The organism is Campylobacter concisus, assembly GCF_002165785.1.
GTDB lineage: Bacteria > Campylobacterota > Campylobacteria > Campylobacterales > Campylobacteraceae > Campylobacter_A > Campylobacter_A concisus_W.
In genome coordinates this window covers 135476-149150 of sequence record NZ_NDYO01000006.1, presented here as the reverse complement: position 1 = coordinate 149150, position 13675 = coordinate 135476, and the positions used below count along the sequence as shown (strand labels likewise).

Annotated in this window: 15 protein-coding genes; 7 read left to right on the top strand and 8 right to left on the bottom strand. The window is 38.1% G+C overall.

Features of this window, described 5'->3' with window-relative positions; all coding sequences use genetic code 11:
* Positions 1-11: 11 nt before the first annotated feature.
* The 4 genes from B9N62_RS05525 to B9N62_RS05505 form a co-directional block, all read right to left on the bottom strand.
* Positions 12-887, bottom strand: coding sequence for a hypothetical protein (locus B9N62_RS05525; RefSeq protein ID WP_087584719.1), 876 nt, complete (start codon positions 885-887; stop codon positions 12-14).
* Positions 888-1404: 517 nt separating this feature from the next.
* Positions 1405-2586 carry a restriction endonuclease subunit S gene (locus tag B9N62_RS05515; RefSeq protein ID WP_087584717.1) on the bottom strand — a complete coding sequence of 394 codons (1182 nt, stop codon included), beginning with the start codon at positions 2584-2586 and terminating at the stop codon, positions 1405-1407.
* The gene (locus tag B9N62_RS05510; protein ID WP_087584716.1) at positions 2583-4073 is read right to left on the bottom strand and encodes a type I restriction-modification system subunit M; all 1491 of its coding nucleotides are present in this window, start codon (positions 4071-4073) and stop codon (positions 2583-2585) included. The genes B9N62_RS05515 and B9N62_RS05510 overlap by 4 nt, the downstream gene beginning before the upstream one ends.
* 1 nt (position 4074) lies before the next feature.
* On the bottom strand, positions 4075-4659 hold the full coding sequence (locus tag B9N62_RS05505) for a restriction endonuclease subunit S (protein WP_087584715.1): 585 nt from the start codon (positions 4657-4659) through the stop codon (positions 4075-4077).
* A gap of 373 nt (positions 4660-5032) precedes the next feature.
* Here B9N62_RS05505 and B9N62_RS05500 point away from each other — a divergent pair, with 373 nt between their 5' ends.
* The 3 genes from B9N62_RS05500 to nifB all read left to right on the top strand — a co-directional run bounded on the left by B9N62_RS05500 (position 5033) and on the right by nifB (position 7525).
* Positions 5033-5893 (top strand): substrate-binding domain-containing protein, encoded by an 861-nt coding sequence (locus B9N62_RS05500; protein WP_087584714.1) that lies wholly within the window; start codon positions 5033-5035, stop codon positions 5891-5893.
* 97 nt (positions 5894-5990) lie between these two features.
* Entirely contained in the window at positions 5991-6698 is a 708-nt protein-coding gene (locus B9N62_RS05495) for a 4Fe-4S binding protein (RefSeq protein WP_257640188.1), read from the top strand.
* Positions 6698-7525, top strand: coding sequence for a nitrogenase cofactor biosynthesis protein NifB (nifB, locus tag B9N62_RS05490; protein WP_087584712.1), 828 nt, complete (start codon positions 6698-6700; stop codon positions 7523-7525). Before B9N62_RS05495 ends, nifB begins: the two co-directional genes overlap by 1 nt.
* A 497-nt stretch (positions 7526-8022) precedes the next feature.
* Here the strand turns inward: nifB and B9N62_RS05485 are convergent, their stop codons facing one another.
* The 4 genes from B9N62_RS05485 to B9N62_RS05470 are packed head-to-tail and all read right to left on the bottom strand — an operon-like array spanning position 8023 to position 11163.
* The gene (locus B9N62_RS05485) at positions 8023-9366 is read right to left on the bottom strand and encodes a sensor histidine kinase (protein WP_087584711.1); all 1344 of its coding nucleotides are present in this window, start codon (positions 9364-9366) and stop codon (positions 8023-8025) included.
* Positions 9350-10009: a response regulator transcription factor gene (locus B9N62_RS05480; protein WP_087584710.1), complete on the bottom strand. Its 660-nt coding sequence runs from the start codon at positions 10007-10009 to the stop codon at positions 9350-9352. The genes B9N62_RS05485 and B9N62_RS05480 overlap by 17 nt, the downstream gene beginning before the upstream one ends.
* A gap of 39 nt (positions 10010-10048) precedes the next feature.
* Positions 10049-10627, bottom strand: coding sequence for a hypothetical protein (locus B9N62_RS05475; protein ID WP_087584709.1), 579 nt, complete (start codon positions 10625-10627; stop codon positions 10049-10051).
* 50 nt (positions 10628-10677) lie between these two features.
* A complete protein-coding gene (locus tag B9N62_RS05470; protein ID WP_087584708.1) occupies positions 10678-11163 on the bottom strand; it encodes a PepSY domain-containing protein in 486 nt (161 codons plus the stop codon).
* A 401-nt stretch (positions 11164-11564) separates the two neighbouring features.
* Between B9N62_RS05470 and B9N62_RS10485 the strand changes: the two genes are divergently transcribed.
* The 4 genes from B9N62_RS10485 (at position 11565) to B9N62_RS05455 (ending at position 13408) form a co-directional block, all read left to right on the top strand.
* On the top strand, positions 11565-11966 hold the full coding sequence (locus tag B9N62_RS10485) for a hypothetical protein (RefSeq protein ID WP_180382159.1): 402 nt from the start codon (positions 11565-11567) through the stop codon (positions 11964-11966).
* Positions 11967-12076: 110 nt separating this feature from the next.
* Positions 12077-12721, top strand: coding sequence for a tyrosine-type recombinase/integrase (locus tag B9N62_RS10480; protein WP_180382158.1), 645 nt, complete (start codon positions 12077-12079; stop codon positions 12719-12721).
* An 89-nt stretch (positions 12722-12810) separates the two neighbouring features.
* The gene (locus tag B9N62_RS05460) at positions 12811-13149 is read left to right on the top strand and encodes a type II toxin-antitoxin system RelE/ParE family toxin (protein WP_257640187.1); all 339 of its coding nucleotides are present in this window, start codon (positions 12811-12813) and stop codon (positions 13147-13149) included.
* Entirely contained in the window at positions 13136-13408 is a 273-nt protein-coding gene (locus B9N62_RS05455) for a helix-turn-helix domain-containing protein (RefSeq protein ID WP_087584706.1), read from the top strand. The genes B9N62_RS05460 and B9N62_RS05455 overlap by 14 nt, the downstream gene beginning before the upstream one ends.
* Positions 13409-13675 lie beyond the last annotated feature (267 nt).

Genomic DNA, 13675 nt, shown 5'->3' with positions numbered 1-13675 from the left:
GTATCCTTTGTCTATTTTAGCTCTTTATACGAATTATTCACTCTTGTTTTCTTTGTTATTTCCGTAATTGTGTAGCACTCATGTATAATATTAACTATATGCTTTAGTTTTGTATCGTTATCTGCAAAAAGAGTGTTGAACCTTGAATTTACTTTAAAGTCTTTCAAAATTATAGGAAATTTATTTATATACTTTTTTAGCTCCTTATCTTTTCTAACAAAACTTTCTAATAACTCATTATCTAAAATAAATTTTATCTTTTTACTATTTCTTGAACCTATTTTAAAATCACCACTTATAGAAAATAAGGGTATCTTATCTTCTAAATTTTCTTTAAACACCTTTACTTCTTCATCGGTAGCCTCCCTGTAATAATCTATAAATTTTTTATCAAGAGAGGTTAATATTTCAAATTTTCTAAAATACACTATTTTGTTCAAAACATCTATAATTAAATCTCTTTCATTGCGTATCTCGACCACATCATTATAAAATTCATACCCTATGGAGTTGTTAAAAAATTTTAAAAGTGAAGTTGCCTTTAAAATTGCACTATTGTATACTCTTTGAACATTTATAATGTTTTCGTCCGAATACATAAAGAACTTCACTTTTTTCATATATTCTTTATTTAGGCTTTCTAAATTTAAATAATTATTAAAGCTTTTTGTTATTTCTTCTATAACTTCAGAACCAGAGTAGCTTATATAAAACCACTCTCCATCTTCAAGCTTATATAAAATATTCTCCAAAAAAGAAATGCAATCGCTCTTTGGCAAAGAAATATCAAAAAAATTTTGATTATTAGCTCTCATTGAGTCTAGGTTATTTTGTTGCATTTCTAACTTGTATGCATTTTTACTATTAAATGCCATTATGCTTTCCATTCGATCTCCCTATTTATATAGATATGTATGCTCATCTAAGGATATAAGTTCTTTAAATTCTAAAATTTTAATTTTTTTATACTCTCTTTTTCTACTCATTATTAAGATGAATTCTGTTCTGTTAGATTCTACTTTATAGATTCTATATCCAAGCAAAAATAAAACAGGATTAAGATAACCAACATTATTCATATAAAATAACCAAAATAAAATACATATAATAATTATGAAATATGCAAATTCATACTCTGAATAATGCTTTAAGCTAAATGCCACAACACATACGGCAAAAAATGCTGGGACATACTCACTATATGCCGGATATATTTTTGATATCTCTTGTTTTCCTGAAGAGTATATCTTGCATCGCATAAAAACAATTACAGGAAGTAAATTTATACCAATAAAACTCAAAACAAATAGCCAAAAAATTACCGAATTAATTTCGAATATTTTTTATCTAGGGCATAAAGTAAAATAGCCCAAGAAAAAGACGATAAATTTAAAAGTAGTTTTATCATTTCACTCTTACCTTTCCGCTTAGTAGTTTTTGCATCAAGCCTTGTTTTTGTTTTTTCAAATTTTCCAGCTTTAAATTTAGTAAATTTATCTCATCATCGCAAGCCATTAAAACCTCTGCGATTTTTTGTTGCTCGTCTAAATTTATAGGCACTAGAATGCTTCTTGATAAAAAAGTATCATTACTAATATTTATGGTGTTTTTTGCCCCCTTTTGTATAATTGGCTTCAAATAGTTATTTGTCCTTATTGATGATTCAAAAAAGTAATGCAATAAAGTACCTAAAAATTTATTTATCGGCTCAAATACTCCATACAATGGAGAAACAATAACATTAAAAGGGTTTAAATTTTGCTTTATAATGCCGAATGGAAAGTCCCCCGTTGGACTTTTTGTATACACCAAATCAAATGGCTTTACCAAATTATAATTTGATGTATCTTCAGCTGAAAAACTACGTCCCAAATGTTCTATTTGGTTAATAATCCCCTTATGAACAGATACAGAAAAAACCTCACTTTTGTTATCACTTTTAATTTTATGCTCTTTTAAAATTTTACCCAGCTTTGTTTCCTTCCACTCGTCTTTGAACTGGGGAAAGCGGATCTTGGCTGTGAGTAAATTTTGCATAAGAGCTTTTTTAAACTGCTTTTTGCTTTCTATCAAATTTATAGTCAAATTTATAGCCTCATCCCAAGTAGATAAAATTTCCGCTATCTTTTTTTGCTCTAGTTCAGGCGGTATAAAAAACGGCATCTCTGACATATATTCCCAGTCTGCGCGCGGCATTTTCGTACCAGACGTTTTATTAGCGATTTGGTTAAATTTATCCGACTGCACTAGATAAAATAAAAAATCGTTCGTAACCTTTTTACCTTGCAAAACCCAAATTTCAGATGAGCAAACGCCATCAAATTTAGCTTGACAAAATTTTTGCAGATACGGGCGAAGTTTTCCATATAAAATTTGTCCTTTTTTAAATTCGTTTTTTATACTTTTTTGTTCACCAGAGCTTATAAAACCTAAAATTTGACCTGTTTTTTGAGATAAATGTTCAAGCTCAATGCATTTTTTGACCTCGTTGCTTTTGGTCGGATCAAATTTAGACGACGATATTTTACAAATTTCGCCTAGATCGCATTTACTCCATCCGCTTGGTAAATTTTTAAATTCGCTCATAACCCAAGCTCCGCAAGATACTCGCTCATCTTGCTTTGAACGCTTTTTAGCTCGGCTTCTAGGCGTGAGATCTCAGCCTTTGTAGCCTCGATATCTACAAGCTCTTCTTCTTCAAAGGTATCGACGTAGCGAGGGATGTTTAGGTTGTAGTCATTCTCTTTTATCTCGCTAAGGCTTGCTAGGTGGGAGTATTTTTCTATCTCGCTTCTGTTTTTGTAGGTAGTGACTATCTTTTTTATATTTTGCTCGGTTAGCGTGTTTTGGTTTTTGCCTTTTTCAAATTCCTTGCTAGCGTCGATAAATAGCACATCTTCGTTTGCGCGGTTTTTCTTAAAAACGAGTATGCAAGCAGGGATGCTCGTGCCGTAAAATAAATTTGCCGGTAGTCCGATGACGGCGTCTAGTAAATTTTCTTCGATTAGCTTTTGGCGGATCTTGCCCTCATTTGCCCCGCGAAATAGCACTCCATGCGGAAGCACGACACCCATTTTGCCGTTGTTGTTTAGACTTTTTATCATGTGCACGACAAATGCGTAGTCGCCCTTGCTCTTTGGCGGCAAAGCGTAGCTAGCAAATCTCATAAAAGGATCGTTTAGAGCAAAGTCAGCACCCCATTTATCTAGGCTAAAAGGGGGATTTGCCACGACTATGTCAAATGTCTTTATAAGGTTGTCTTGTAAATGAAGCGGGTTTCTGATCGTGTCGCCCCACTCGATCACGGCGTCATTTATCTCGTGCAAAAACATATTCATCTTGCAAAGTGCGTGAGTTTGTCCGTTTTTCTCCTGTCCGTAAAGGCGGAAATTTTTGCTACCGACCTCTTTTGAAGCCTTGATAAGAAGTGAGCCAGAACCGCAAGTAGGATCGTAGATCATATCGCCCTCTTTTGGCTCAACTAGCTTTGCAAGAAGCGTCGAAACCTCGCTTGGCGTATAAAACTCTCCGCCTTTTTTGCCAGAGTCACTTGCAAAATGAGCTATAAGATACTCGTATGCGTCGCCTATTATGTCGTTGCCCTCAAGCATAGAGGGGCGAAGATCTAGCCTAGTGTCGCTAAAGTCTTCAAGCAAATTTTTCAAGATAGCGTTTCTCTCTTTTGTGTCGCCAAGCTTGTTTTTGTTGTTAAAGTCGATGCTTCTAAAGATACCTTCAAGCTTGTCTTTGTTGTCTTCTTCGATCTTTTCTAGAGTTTTGTTCATTATCTCGCCTAAATTTACCGCCTCTTTGTGCGCTAAAAGATACTCAAAGGTGCAGCTCTCATCAAGCTTAAATTTCTCTTTCTTTAGCTTTGCTTCGATCCTCTCGCACTTGTCGCCGTATTCGGCTTTAAGCAATTCAAGCTTTTCTTTATAAAAATCAGATAGATACTTAACAAAAAGCATCGTTAAAACATAGTCTTTATAATCGCTTCCGTCCATCGTGCCGCGAAATGTGTCGCAAGCCTTCCAAACGACGTTATTTATGATCTCTTGTGTAGTCTTTTGCATCTTAGTTCTCCTCTTTTATTAAATTTTTAAATATGCTTTTGTGATATCTTTGCTTTTGGGCTGCTAAATTTTGCAAAATTTCGCTCTCCTCGCGAGCTAAATTTAGGTATTTTACTATCTTGTTTTGAGTTTGCAAATTTATGGCTGGTATTTTTATGTTATTTATGCTTGCAACGCCTATCATCGCTATGGTAGTGCCTGAAACATCCGGCGCAAGGGCTCTTTTAACGGCGCTGCTGTTTAGATAATGCGCCACAAAACGCGGATCAAATTTAGCGCTTTTAACTCTTATACGAACCATCAAAGATGTGTAGATAAGATCGTCATAGTCCTTATCTATATAAACGGCGAAATTTGGCTCTCTAAGGCGCAACAAAACATCGCCACAGCTCACTTTATACTCATCGCTTATTTTTTCGCTTGATATGAACTCATCGGCAAATGTGTCATCAAAAAGCGCATTTTCGTTAAAGGACTTTAGTGAGACTACTTTATAGCGAAATTTCTTATCTACGTTTTTATCTGCCTTTTTGCGGATTAAAACTAGACCAGTTTTTATCTCAGATATGTCGCCTATTTTTATCATTTCAAGATGTCCCTTTCTGTATTATTTTAAAAATAATACTAATGCTTTTATGACCGAAGTATAACTAAAAAAGTAAAAACTAGCAATATATTTTTATATTATTTCCAAAATAATACATAAAATTGTCGGCCAAAACCTTAATTATTTTTTAGACATTAAATTTACAATATAAATTTTTTATCTTATTAAAATTATCTCGCTTTTTAAACTTACTTTTGGTTATAATTACACCAAATTTGGTCGCAGTTGCGATTTACATTTGCATAAATTTACCTTCAACCACCATTTTTGCAAATTTCAAAAGTCAAATTTCACAAGTTTCGCGTGCCGAAAATATCAAATTTACATTTCTTAAATCCCAAAAGGAGATTTCATGGAATTAAAACAAACCGGTATATCACGCCGTGGCTTTTTAAAAGGTGCTTTAGCCACAGCTGCTGTTGCCACTCCGCAAACGATGCTAGCTGGCTTTACGCCATTTAAGTCTGACTCGCTTCAGGTTTGGTCGTGTGGTGGCCTATCTGAAGCTTTTAATGAGCTAAATGCCATTTACGAGGCAAGAACAGGGCACAATATCCAATACACTGGTGCTTTTGCTGGTGCTCTTGGCAAGTCGCTTTTAGCACTTCAAAGCACGACAGAGCTCTTTGGAGCAAGGGTTTTAGAGCTTTCTAAAAAACTTCGCAAAGCTGGCCTTAGCCTTCACTTTAGGCCACTATGCTTTACCGACTACGTCCTAGTCGTGTCAAAAGGAAACCCTGCTGGCATTCGCGACTTAAAAGACCTTGCTGAGCCAGGAGTTAGAGTGATGCTGCCTCTTAGATCATCGCCCCCTGGCAGTGGCCCAGTCAAGGGGATCTTAAAAAACTCAAACCTTACTGATGCGGTGATGAAAAACATGGTCGCAAACGGATCATGCGTCATAAATATGATGTGCGAGCTAGTTGATGGCAAGGGCGATGCCTCGATCATCGAAAAGCGCCTAACAACGCATGATAGGTTCAAAGACAAGATCGAGTATATGCCCATCGATGAAAAGCTCATCCCGCCTGGACCGCTCACTTTTACGCTAAATATAATGAAATATGTAAAAGATGAAAGGCTCGCAAATGACTTTGCAGACTTTGTTTGCGGCACCGAAGGGCAAGAAATTTTTGAAAAGCATGGCTTTACCTCCATTTATTCAGCGCGTGGGCTAGAGCTTATAGAAAGGTTTGGTGTAAAAGATGTGTAGTAGCTGTAATAGCGCATGCTCTAATAACAGTGCATGCGGCAATGTAAATTTAAAAAAGAGAAGCAAAAACTCTCCCACAACAAAGATAAGGCGCCTAGTGCAGCTCATCTTTATAGCTGGCATCGGACAATGGGCGTATTATGGCATTTTTAGATGCCCCTTTGTAGTGCCTTTTGTAAATTGCCAAAACTGCCCTATCATCACCTGTTGGGGGCGGATCACATCGCTGTTTTTTGGATTTTGGCTATTTATCCCAGCGCTTGTCATCCTTTTTGGTAGGGCATTTTGTGGCTGGGTCTGTCCAGCTGGCTTTGTCAATCAAATGCTTGGTAAATTTGCCTTTTTCAAGCTAAAAATTCGCAGCAAAAAGCTAATAATCGCTCAAATAGGCATGCTAGCTACCATAGTAATCAGCCTTTGGGTCTATTTCGTCTGGGGCAATCCTCGCATGATGATACCTATAAGAACGAGCGATGAGTACCTAACCGCTCTTACTTTGTCACTTCGCTTTGGCGAATGGGAGTGGGTCACTCGCACGGTGATCATCATCTCAGTTATGCTAGCCTCGCTGATCGTAGCTAACCTTTGGTGCCGTTTCGTCTGTCCATCAGGCGGCGTGCTTGAAATTTTGCGTAAATTTTCGATATTTCGTGTCTATAAAACTAGTGCCTGTGACGACTGCGACGCATGCTTACGCAAGTGCGAGATGGGGACGAGACCTGATGAGATAAACTGCACAAACTGCGGTGGCTGCCTCAATGTCTGCCATGCAAATGCTATTAAATTTGGAAGGAAAAAGAGCTAATGATCTTTCGTACTAAGGCTGAACTAGACAATCACCCATGCTTTAACAAAAAGGCCTCCGCTAGCTACGGACGCGTGCATCTGCCAGTTGCCCCTCACTGCAACATCCAGTGCAACTTCTGCAACCGCATATATGACTGCGCTAATGAAAATCGCCCTGGCGTAACGGCAAAGGTGCAAACTCCAGATGAATCGGTGAAATTTTTAGAAAAGCTCTTTAAATTTAGACAAGACATCTCCGTCATCGGCATCGCTGGGCCTGGCGATCCGATGTGCGACGCTGACAAGACGCTAGCGACCTTTGAAAAGTGTAAGTCCCACTTCCCAAATGCCCTGCTATGCCTCTCAACTAATGGACTAGCACTGCCTGAGCATGTTGATGAGATCGTGCGTCTTGGCGTGAGCCACGTGACAGTAACGGTTAATGCCGTGACGCCAGATGTTGGCTCGAAGGTCTATTCGTGGGTGAGGTATGAGGATAAAAACTACTACGGCGAGGAGGCTGCTAGGATACTGCTAGCACGCCAGGACGAGGGCATCCGCAAGCTAAAAGAGACTGGTATGCTAGTAAAGATAAACACCGTAGTCATCCCTGGGGTCAATATGGACCACGTCCAAAGCATCTCGGCAAAAGCAAAGCAATGGGGAGCTGATATAATGAACTGCATGGCGATGATACCGGTGCATGATACGCCTTTTGAAAATTTAAAATCCCCTTCAACTGATGAGATCCACCGCATCCGTAGATCAATAGGTAGTGACATAAATCAAATGTCGCATTGCAGTAGATGTCGCGCTGATGCATGCGGCAAACTTGGCGAAAGATAGCGATAAAAGGCACTGAATTTAGTGCCTTTTTTGGTTTTTGGTTTGTGGCTCTCGGCTAAATTTTGTAAATTTTGTTAGATATCAAAGTTGTAAAAAGCATAGGAAAGAGTGGTTGACTCGTAGTTAGAGCAGGCTTTGCTCAAAATCAAAATGGCGAAAATTTCTTTACATTACTTTGAAAAACATCTTTTTACAAACTCTTTTAAGCTTTTTAAGTGAGCTTTAAATCACACATCTTAATACTTTACCAACTTATAGAATAAGCGTTGCTATCTTCATCTATCTCGTAGCTTTGATAGTCTTTGTTGATGCTTATGATATGAGTATGCCCTAAGAGCTCTTTTTGAAGCAACCTAATCATGAAATTTCTATAAAAGTTTATAACTTTAACTTTGCCTTAAAAATATAGATGCCGTTTTATGTGAAATCTAAATTCACTCTTATATTTGTTTTGCTATTGCATAAATTTTGTCTTAGAAAGCTACCTAAATTTACACTTATCTCAAATTTACAAGCTCAAATTCTGCCCAAAATTCGCTTCCAGCTCCAACTTCGCTCTTTACACCAAGCTTTGCGCCGTGAATTTTCGCGATATTTGCCGAGATAGCTAGCCCTAGCCCACTGCCTGTGTTTGCATTTTTATTTCTTGAGCTATCGGCTTGATAAAATTTATTCCAGATTAGCTCGCTATCTTTTTTAGAGATACCCATACCATCGTCTTTTATAGATAAAAGTGCGTGCGTTTTTGACACGCTTAAATTTAGCGAGATTTTACTTGTGGCAAATTTTAGTGCGTTGCTTAAAAAGTTATCCACGAGCCTTGATATCATCAGTTCATCGCCAAGGATTTGAGCATCTGGCGCTACTACACAGCTAAATTTCAGCCCCTTTGTGCTTGCTAGCTTCTCGTAGTCGGTGGCTAAATTTTGCAAGATAGAGCTTAAATTTATGCGTTTTAAGGTCAAATTTCTGCCTGATTCTAGCCTTGAGAGCTCTAAAATTTGATCTATCAGCGAGGTGATCTTTCTTGACTGCCTAGAGATAACCTCTAGCGACTCTTTGGCCTCGTCTAAATTTTGCGCATAACTCGCGGCGTAGTCGCTCTCAGCCATGATGACTGATAGAGGAGTTCGTAGCTCATGCGAAACGTCTGAGGTGAGCTGTTTTTCGCTTTGATAGACCTTTTCAAGCGAGTCAAGCATCTGGTTAAAAACGCTTGCAAGTGCGTGCAGCTCGTCTTTGCCAGCAGGTAGATCGATACGCTTTGAAAAGTCCCGGCTACTGCCTATCTCAAGGGCTGTTTTAGACATCGTGGCGACTGGTTTTAAGGCATTTTTTATCGTTTTATAGCCGCCATAAAGCACAAAGGCAAATAAAACCGGCACAAAGACGCCAAGAGCCAGCAAAAATAGCCCCTCTTTTTTGAAAAATCTCTCCGCATTTATAACGCCTCTGATCCAGACTTTTTTGCCTTTGGCTGCGATATCGTAGTAGTAAAAGCGGTTTTCGCCGTTTTCATAGTATCTCACCTCACCGCTATCCATTTTAAGCGAGCCATCAAAATTTTTAGGTACCAAACCACCCAGCACTTCGCCGTTTGCGCTGTATTTTATAAAAAATATCCCATCGTCGTATGGCTCAAATTCGTCCGTATCATTTGCAATTTTGGTGACTGATTTGGCTAGCTTTTTTTGGCTCACATCTTCAAAAATTTCATCCGCCACGACCGCTGAGATAGCTATGAGTGCTGCCACGATAGCTAGAATAAAAAACGAGTACCAAAGCGTCACGCGCACTGTGATGGGGATATTTGCAAGAGTGCGCTTAATCCTTAACAACATAGCCAAGCCCTCTTTTAGTCTGGATCACTTCGCACTCGCCAAGCTTTTTTCTTATGTTTTTTATGAGTACGTCGATGACGTTTGAACCGCCGGTGTAATCGAAGTCCCAGACGTGCTCTTTGATCTGGTCGCGAGTTAAAATTCTGCCCTTATTTAGCATCAAAAACTCTAAAATTTCATACTCTTTGCCAGTTAATTCGATGCTTTGCCCGGCTAGCTCGACGGATTTTTTACTAAGATCTATCTTTAGCTCGCCTGAGCAAATTTCATTGGCCGCTACACCGCTTTTTCGGCGGATCAGCGTTCGCACCCTAGCTAGTAGCTCTTTAAAATCAAATGGTTTTACTAAATAATCATCAGCTCCAGTGTCAAGCCCCTTTACGATGTCGTCTATCTCGTCCTTTGCGGTGAGCATGAGCACTGGAGTTGCTAGCTTTGCGGTGCGTGACTTTTGCAAAAATGTAAGGCCGTCCATCACCGGCATCATGATATCAAGCACTATGAGGTCGTAGTGCGCCACGGCGGTAAAGTCCATCGCCTCTTCGCCGTTAAACGCACTATCGACGCTATATCCGTTTTTCTTAAGGTGCTTTGTGATGACGTTATTTAGGTCTATCTCGTCTTCAACGACTAAAATTTTCATCTTTGCCTCTTTTTGGTTTTGCTCGCTATTTTATCAAATTTAACTCTTTATTTTTAGGCTAAGTATCTCTCCGTTGCTGGCTGCTATTTTAAAACAATATAAAAAGTCGTTAAATTTAGCCTTCGCCTCGTAAAAATACTCCCTGCTAGCTTTGTTAAACGCCTCCATCTTGCCTAGATAAATTTGACCAAATTCGACATTGCCAGCCTCTGTTTTTAGGCGTTTAGCGACGATATCTTTGACTAGATCACTTGAGATGATCTGCGCGCCTTCAAATTTAGCCTGCTCTTCATTTACCCTTGAAAGCTCCGCTTTTTTGGCCTCATCTTTTAGCTCGTTTGCCAAATTTCCTAGCCACTCTCCAGCCTTACCGACACAAGCTAGCACGCCACCGGCGCTTTGGAGTGAAATTTCTAATGTCTTTTTGGCTAAATTAAGAGCCCAGTTAGCGCCGCAGCTTGTTTTTTTAATATTTTCTTCTAAATTTTCTCTTCTTTGCTCTGTTTTATCTAGAGTCTGGCTAGCGTTTTCATCTAAATTTTGATTTTCGTTTTTGCTTGCAGTAGCCATATCAACATCTAAATTTTCGTCTAAGTTTTTATTTACATTCTCGTTCATCTTTTTTCCTTAGTTAAATTTAGCGCCCAAATTTCTCTGGGCGCACAAGATCACTTCGTGTAGTTGCCGATGATCTCGCCTGTTTGAGCGTTTATTATCACTTTTTTCTCGCTCTTGCCATTTTTAAGCTCGACCTCGTAGATCCAAGTGCCGTTTTTATTATCAAGGTCCGCCTCGTCAAGACTCCAGCCAGCCTCAAGCGCGAGCGCTTTATTTACGGCCTCGTCGATATTGAGGGTGAGCTTTGAAAAGTCTATCGCCTCATTTGGTAGGATCAATTTTTTATTTTTATCCTTTTGTTTTACGATCTGACCGCTGTTTGCGTCGATCTTGATCTCTTTTTTTACATTATCTTTGAAAGACTCTATCTCATAAAATGTCGTTCCTTTTTTAACGTCTACTGAGATATCCTTGACGCTTGAGCCTGGGAAGTTTTTCTCTGCTATGTTTAAGGCATCATTATATGTGATAGCCGCTTGTAAGCCTGTGGCACCTAAAATCGCTGCTAAAACAGCTGCGCTTAATACTTTGTTCATTGTTTGTCCTTTTTATTTTTTATTTCCAACTCTTTGTTTGGATGAGCGCATTATAAAAGTCTTAAATGAAGCTAGGATGAATGGAGGAAAATTTATTTTAACTTCGCCAAAAACGAATATCTAATAGTATTTTGACCGCAAATCAGAAACGATATACTTTGAAACAGTAAATAAACCTGAGTTGAAATAAAGAGAAAAATTACAAAAAAATAAGAAAACTTAAAGTTCTTGAAACATCGTTAAAATCGAGATTTTAAAAGGATTTTTGAAGATAAATGGCTCCGGATGCTGGTTCAAAAATATATAATTCTTAAACACTCCAAAATACTCTATAAATCCCTAAAGTATTATGCATTTTTACAAATTTTGGGAATAAACAGGGAACAAATTTAGGGGGTATTATGGCAGGAAAGCTTAAAAATTACAACTCTGCTTTTGGAGTCAATAAATACCCGGGAATTTTCTTTAATAATCTAGCCAACGGCGACGTGGTTTTTTATATGAGAGTTACGCTTGAGGGTAAAAAGGCAAACGTCAAAATCGGATCAAAATCCGAAGGTGTAAATATAACCTACGCGTATAACAAAAAGAAAGAATTCGACGCAAAGCAAAGAAACGGAGAGCTTCCCGATAGCATATCCAAGAAAATGGCTGCCAAGAATAACAAAAACTCGCTTAAATTTGATGAGATCGCAGACGCCTTTTTTAATTTTAAACTAGAAAAAGAATCTGATAATGCCATCAATATAAAAGAGCAACGAAGGGATTATGAAATTTACCATAAGGATAAGTTAGGGGTCTAACTACGACGCAGATAACGCTCGAGACGATAAACGAGCATCATAAAGATATCTCTCAAATCATCTCTCCTAAAACCAAACGTAAATTATCGCAATCTCGCATAAATGCCATAATGGGTATAGTTAGGACGATTTTTAATCACGCTATAAAAAATGACCTTATCGATCATATTAGCCCGTACAAAATAGAGCTAAAAAAACCAAACAACAAGCGAGAAAGGTTTTTGGAGCTTATCGAGATAGAACTTTTACGCAAAGAAGTAGCGGGCAAGAAAGACTTCGCCCTAGGGCTGTTTGTTGAGCTTGCTTTATGTACGGGAGCTAGATTGGAGGGAATTTTAAACATCAAGAAAAAGGATTTAGTGCTATCTACTAAGTCTGTTACCATAAGTGATTTTAAAACAAAGAGCACGTATACGGGGTTTTTAAGCAAAAGGGCCTTGGAGATGATCAATCAAATTTATACTGCCCTATCCCCGAACGACTTTTTGGTAAATAAACCAAAAGCTACTATTCAAAATGTCTTACAGCCGCTACTAAACAAGCTTTTTAATCAAAATTTAGATATAAGCGACGCAACCAATAGAGTAGTTATTCATACCCTTAGGCATACGTTCGCTTCACATCTAGCTATAAAAGGCACTCCTATACTAACGATAAAAAAGCTAATGAATCACTCTGATATCAACCATACCTTAAGATACGCTAAACTAATGCCGGACAGCGGACGAGAGATGGTGGAATCTTTGTATGAGTAGGTTTATACAAGTTATTTATTCAGCAATAAGCATATAAAACAAACTGCATTTTATATCATATATGGCACAATAAGACTTAGTCACATAAAATGGTTACGATGCGGAGCGTAAAATTTGCAAACGAAGCCATAAAAGATGAGTTCTTGGAGCTACCGACCGGGCTCAGGCAAAGAGGCTATAAAATGTTCGAGCTTCTAGAAGCCAGAGGCAATACTATGGGGGAGCCGTACACTAAAAGCCTAAAAGACGGACTATTTGAGATACGTATAAAGTCGAATGAAGGTATAGCTAGAAGTATATATTGTTATGAAATGGGTAAAAGGATAATAATCCTGCTAACTTTTGTTAAAAAAACGCAAAAAACGCCAAAAAGTATACTAAATTTGGCAGAACAAAGATTAAAGGAGTTTAAAGATGGGAACCGTTAATTTTAGAGAAGTTTTAAAAGAAGAGCTAAAAAGCCCCGAATTTAAAGCGCAATACGATGCGCTGGAGGACGAATATAAAGCCATAGAAGCTTTAATAGACGCTAGAAACAAGGCAGGGCTAACTCAAAGCGAGGTAGCCAAAAGGATGGGCATAACCCAATCAGCCGTAGCTAGGATAGAAAGCGAGGCGTATAATATCAAGTATAAAACATTCTTTAACTACATAAAAGCTTGCGGTAAAAGAGTGGCGATAGTTTGAGTGAGATTAATTATCTAATAAATACTTAAACCGATACAGAAAAAAAATATTAAGCTTTGTCGGTTCTCAAGACGGGGCTTTTTGCAAATACGACTTTTAGCGACTTGGGAAGAAATAAAACTCTTAGAGCATAAAGATATTTTAGCACGATAAAATCGAGATTTTTAATACGACTGCAAAAACGAATACGGCTATATTATAGCGATGCTTGTTTTATCAAATAATCTTAACCCCGCACAAAATGCTCTTCTTTTTGATTCTTATTTC

Excerpts from the sequence above, each read along its gene's own strand:
- B9N62_RS05525 (WP_087584719.1), bottom strand. The coding sequence starts at position 887 with ATGGAAAGCATAATGGCATTTAATAGTAAAAATGCATACAAGTTAGAA.
- B9N62_RS05515 (WP_087584717.1), bottom strand. The coding sequence starts at position 2,586 with ATGAGCGAATTTAAAAATTTACCAAGCGGATGGAGTAAATGCGATCTA.
- B9N62_RS05510 (WP_087584716.1), bottom strand. The coding sequence starts at position 4,073 with ATGCAAAAGACTACACAAGAGATCATAAATAACGTCGTTTGGAAGGCT.
- B9N62_RS05505 (WP_087584715.1), bottom strand. The coding sequence starts at position 4,659 with ATGATAAAAATAGGCGACATATCTGAGATAAAAACTGGTCTAGTTTTA.
- B9N62_RS05500 (WP_087584714.1), top strand. The coding sequence starts at position 5,033 with ATGGAATTAAAACAAACCGGTATATCACGCCGTGGCTTTTTAAAAGGT.
- nifB (WP_087584712.1), top strand. The coding sequence starts at position 6,698 with ATGATCTTTCGTACTAAGGCTGAACTAGACAATCACCCATGCTTTAAC.
- B9N62_RS05485 (WP_087584711.1), bottom strand. The coding sequence starts at position 9,366 with ATGTTGTTAAGGATTAAGCGCACTCTTGCAAATATCCCCATCACAGTG.
- B9N62_RS05480 (WP_087584710.1), bottom strand. The coding sequence starts at position 10,009 with ATGAAAATTTTAGTCGTTGAAGACGAGATAGACCTAAATAACGTCATC.
- B9N62_RS05475 (WP_087584709.1), bottom strand. The coding sequence starts at position 10,627 with ATGAACGAGAATGTAAATAAAAACTTAGACGAAAATTTAGATGTTGAT.
- B9N62_RS05470 (WP_087584708.1), bottom strand. The coding sequence starts at position 11,163 with ATGAACAAAGTATTAAGCGCAGCTGTTTTAGCAGCGATTTTAGGTGCC.
- B9N62_RS10485 (WP_180382159.1), top strand. The coding sequence starts at position 11,565 with ATGGCAGGAAAGCTTAAAAATTACAACTCTGCTTTTGGAGTCAATAAA.
- B9N62_RS10480 (WP_180382158.1), top strand. The coding sequence starts at position 12,077 with ATGGGTATAGTTAGGACGATTTTTAATCACGCTATAAAAAATGACCTT.
- B9N62_RS05460 (WP_257640187.1), top strand. The coding sequence starts at position 12,811 with ATGGTTACGATGCGGAGCGTAAAATTTGCAAACGAAGCCATAAAAGAT.
- B9N62_RS05455 (WP_087584706.1), top strand. The coding sequence starts at position 13,136 with ATGGGAACCGTTAATTTTAGAGAAGTTTTAAAAGAAGAGCTAAAAAGC.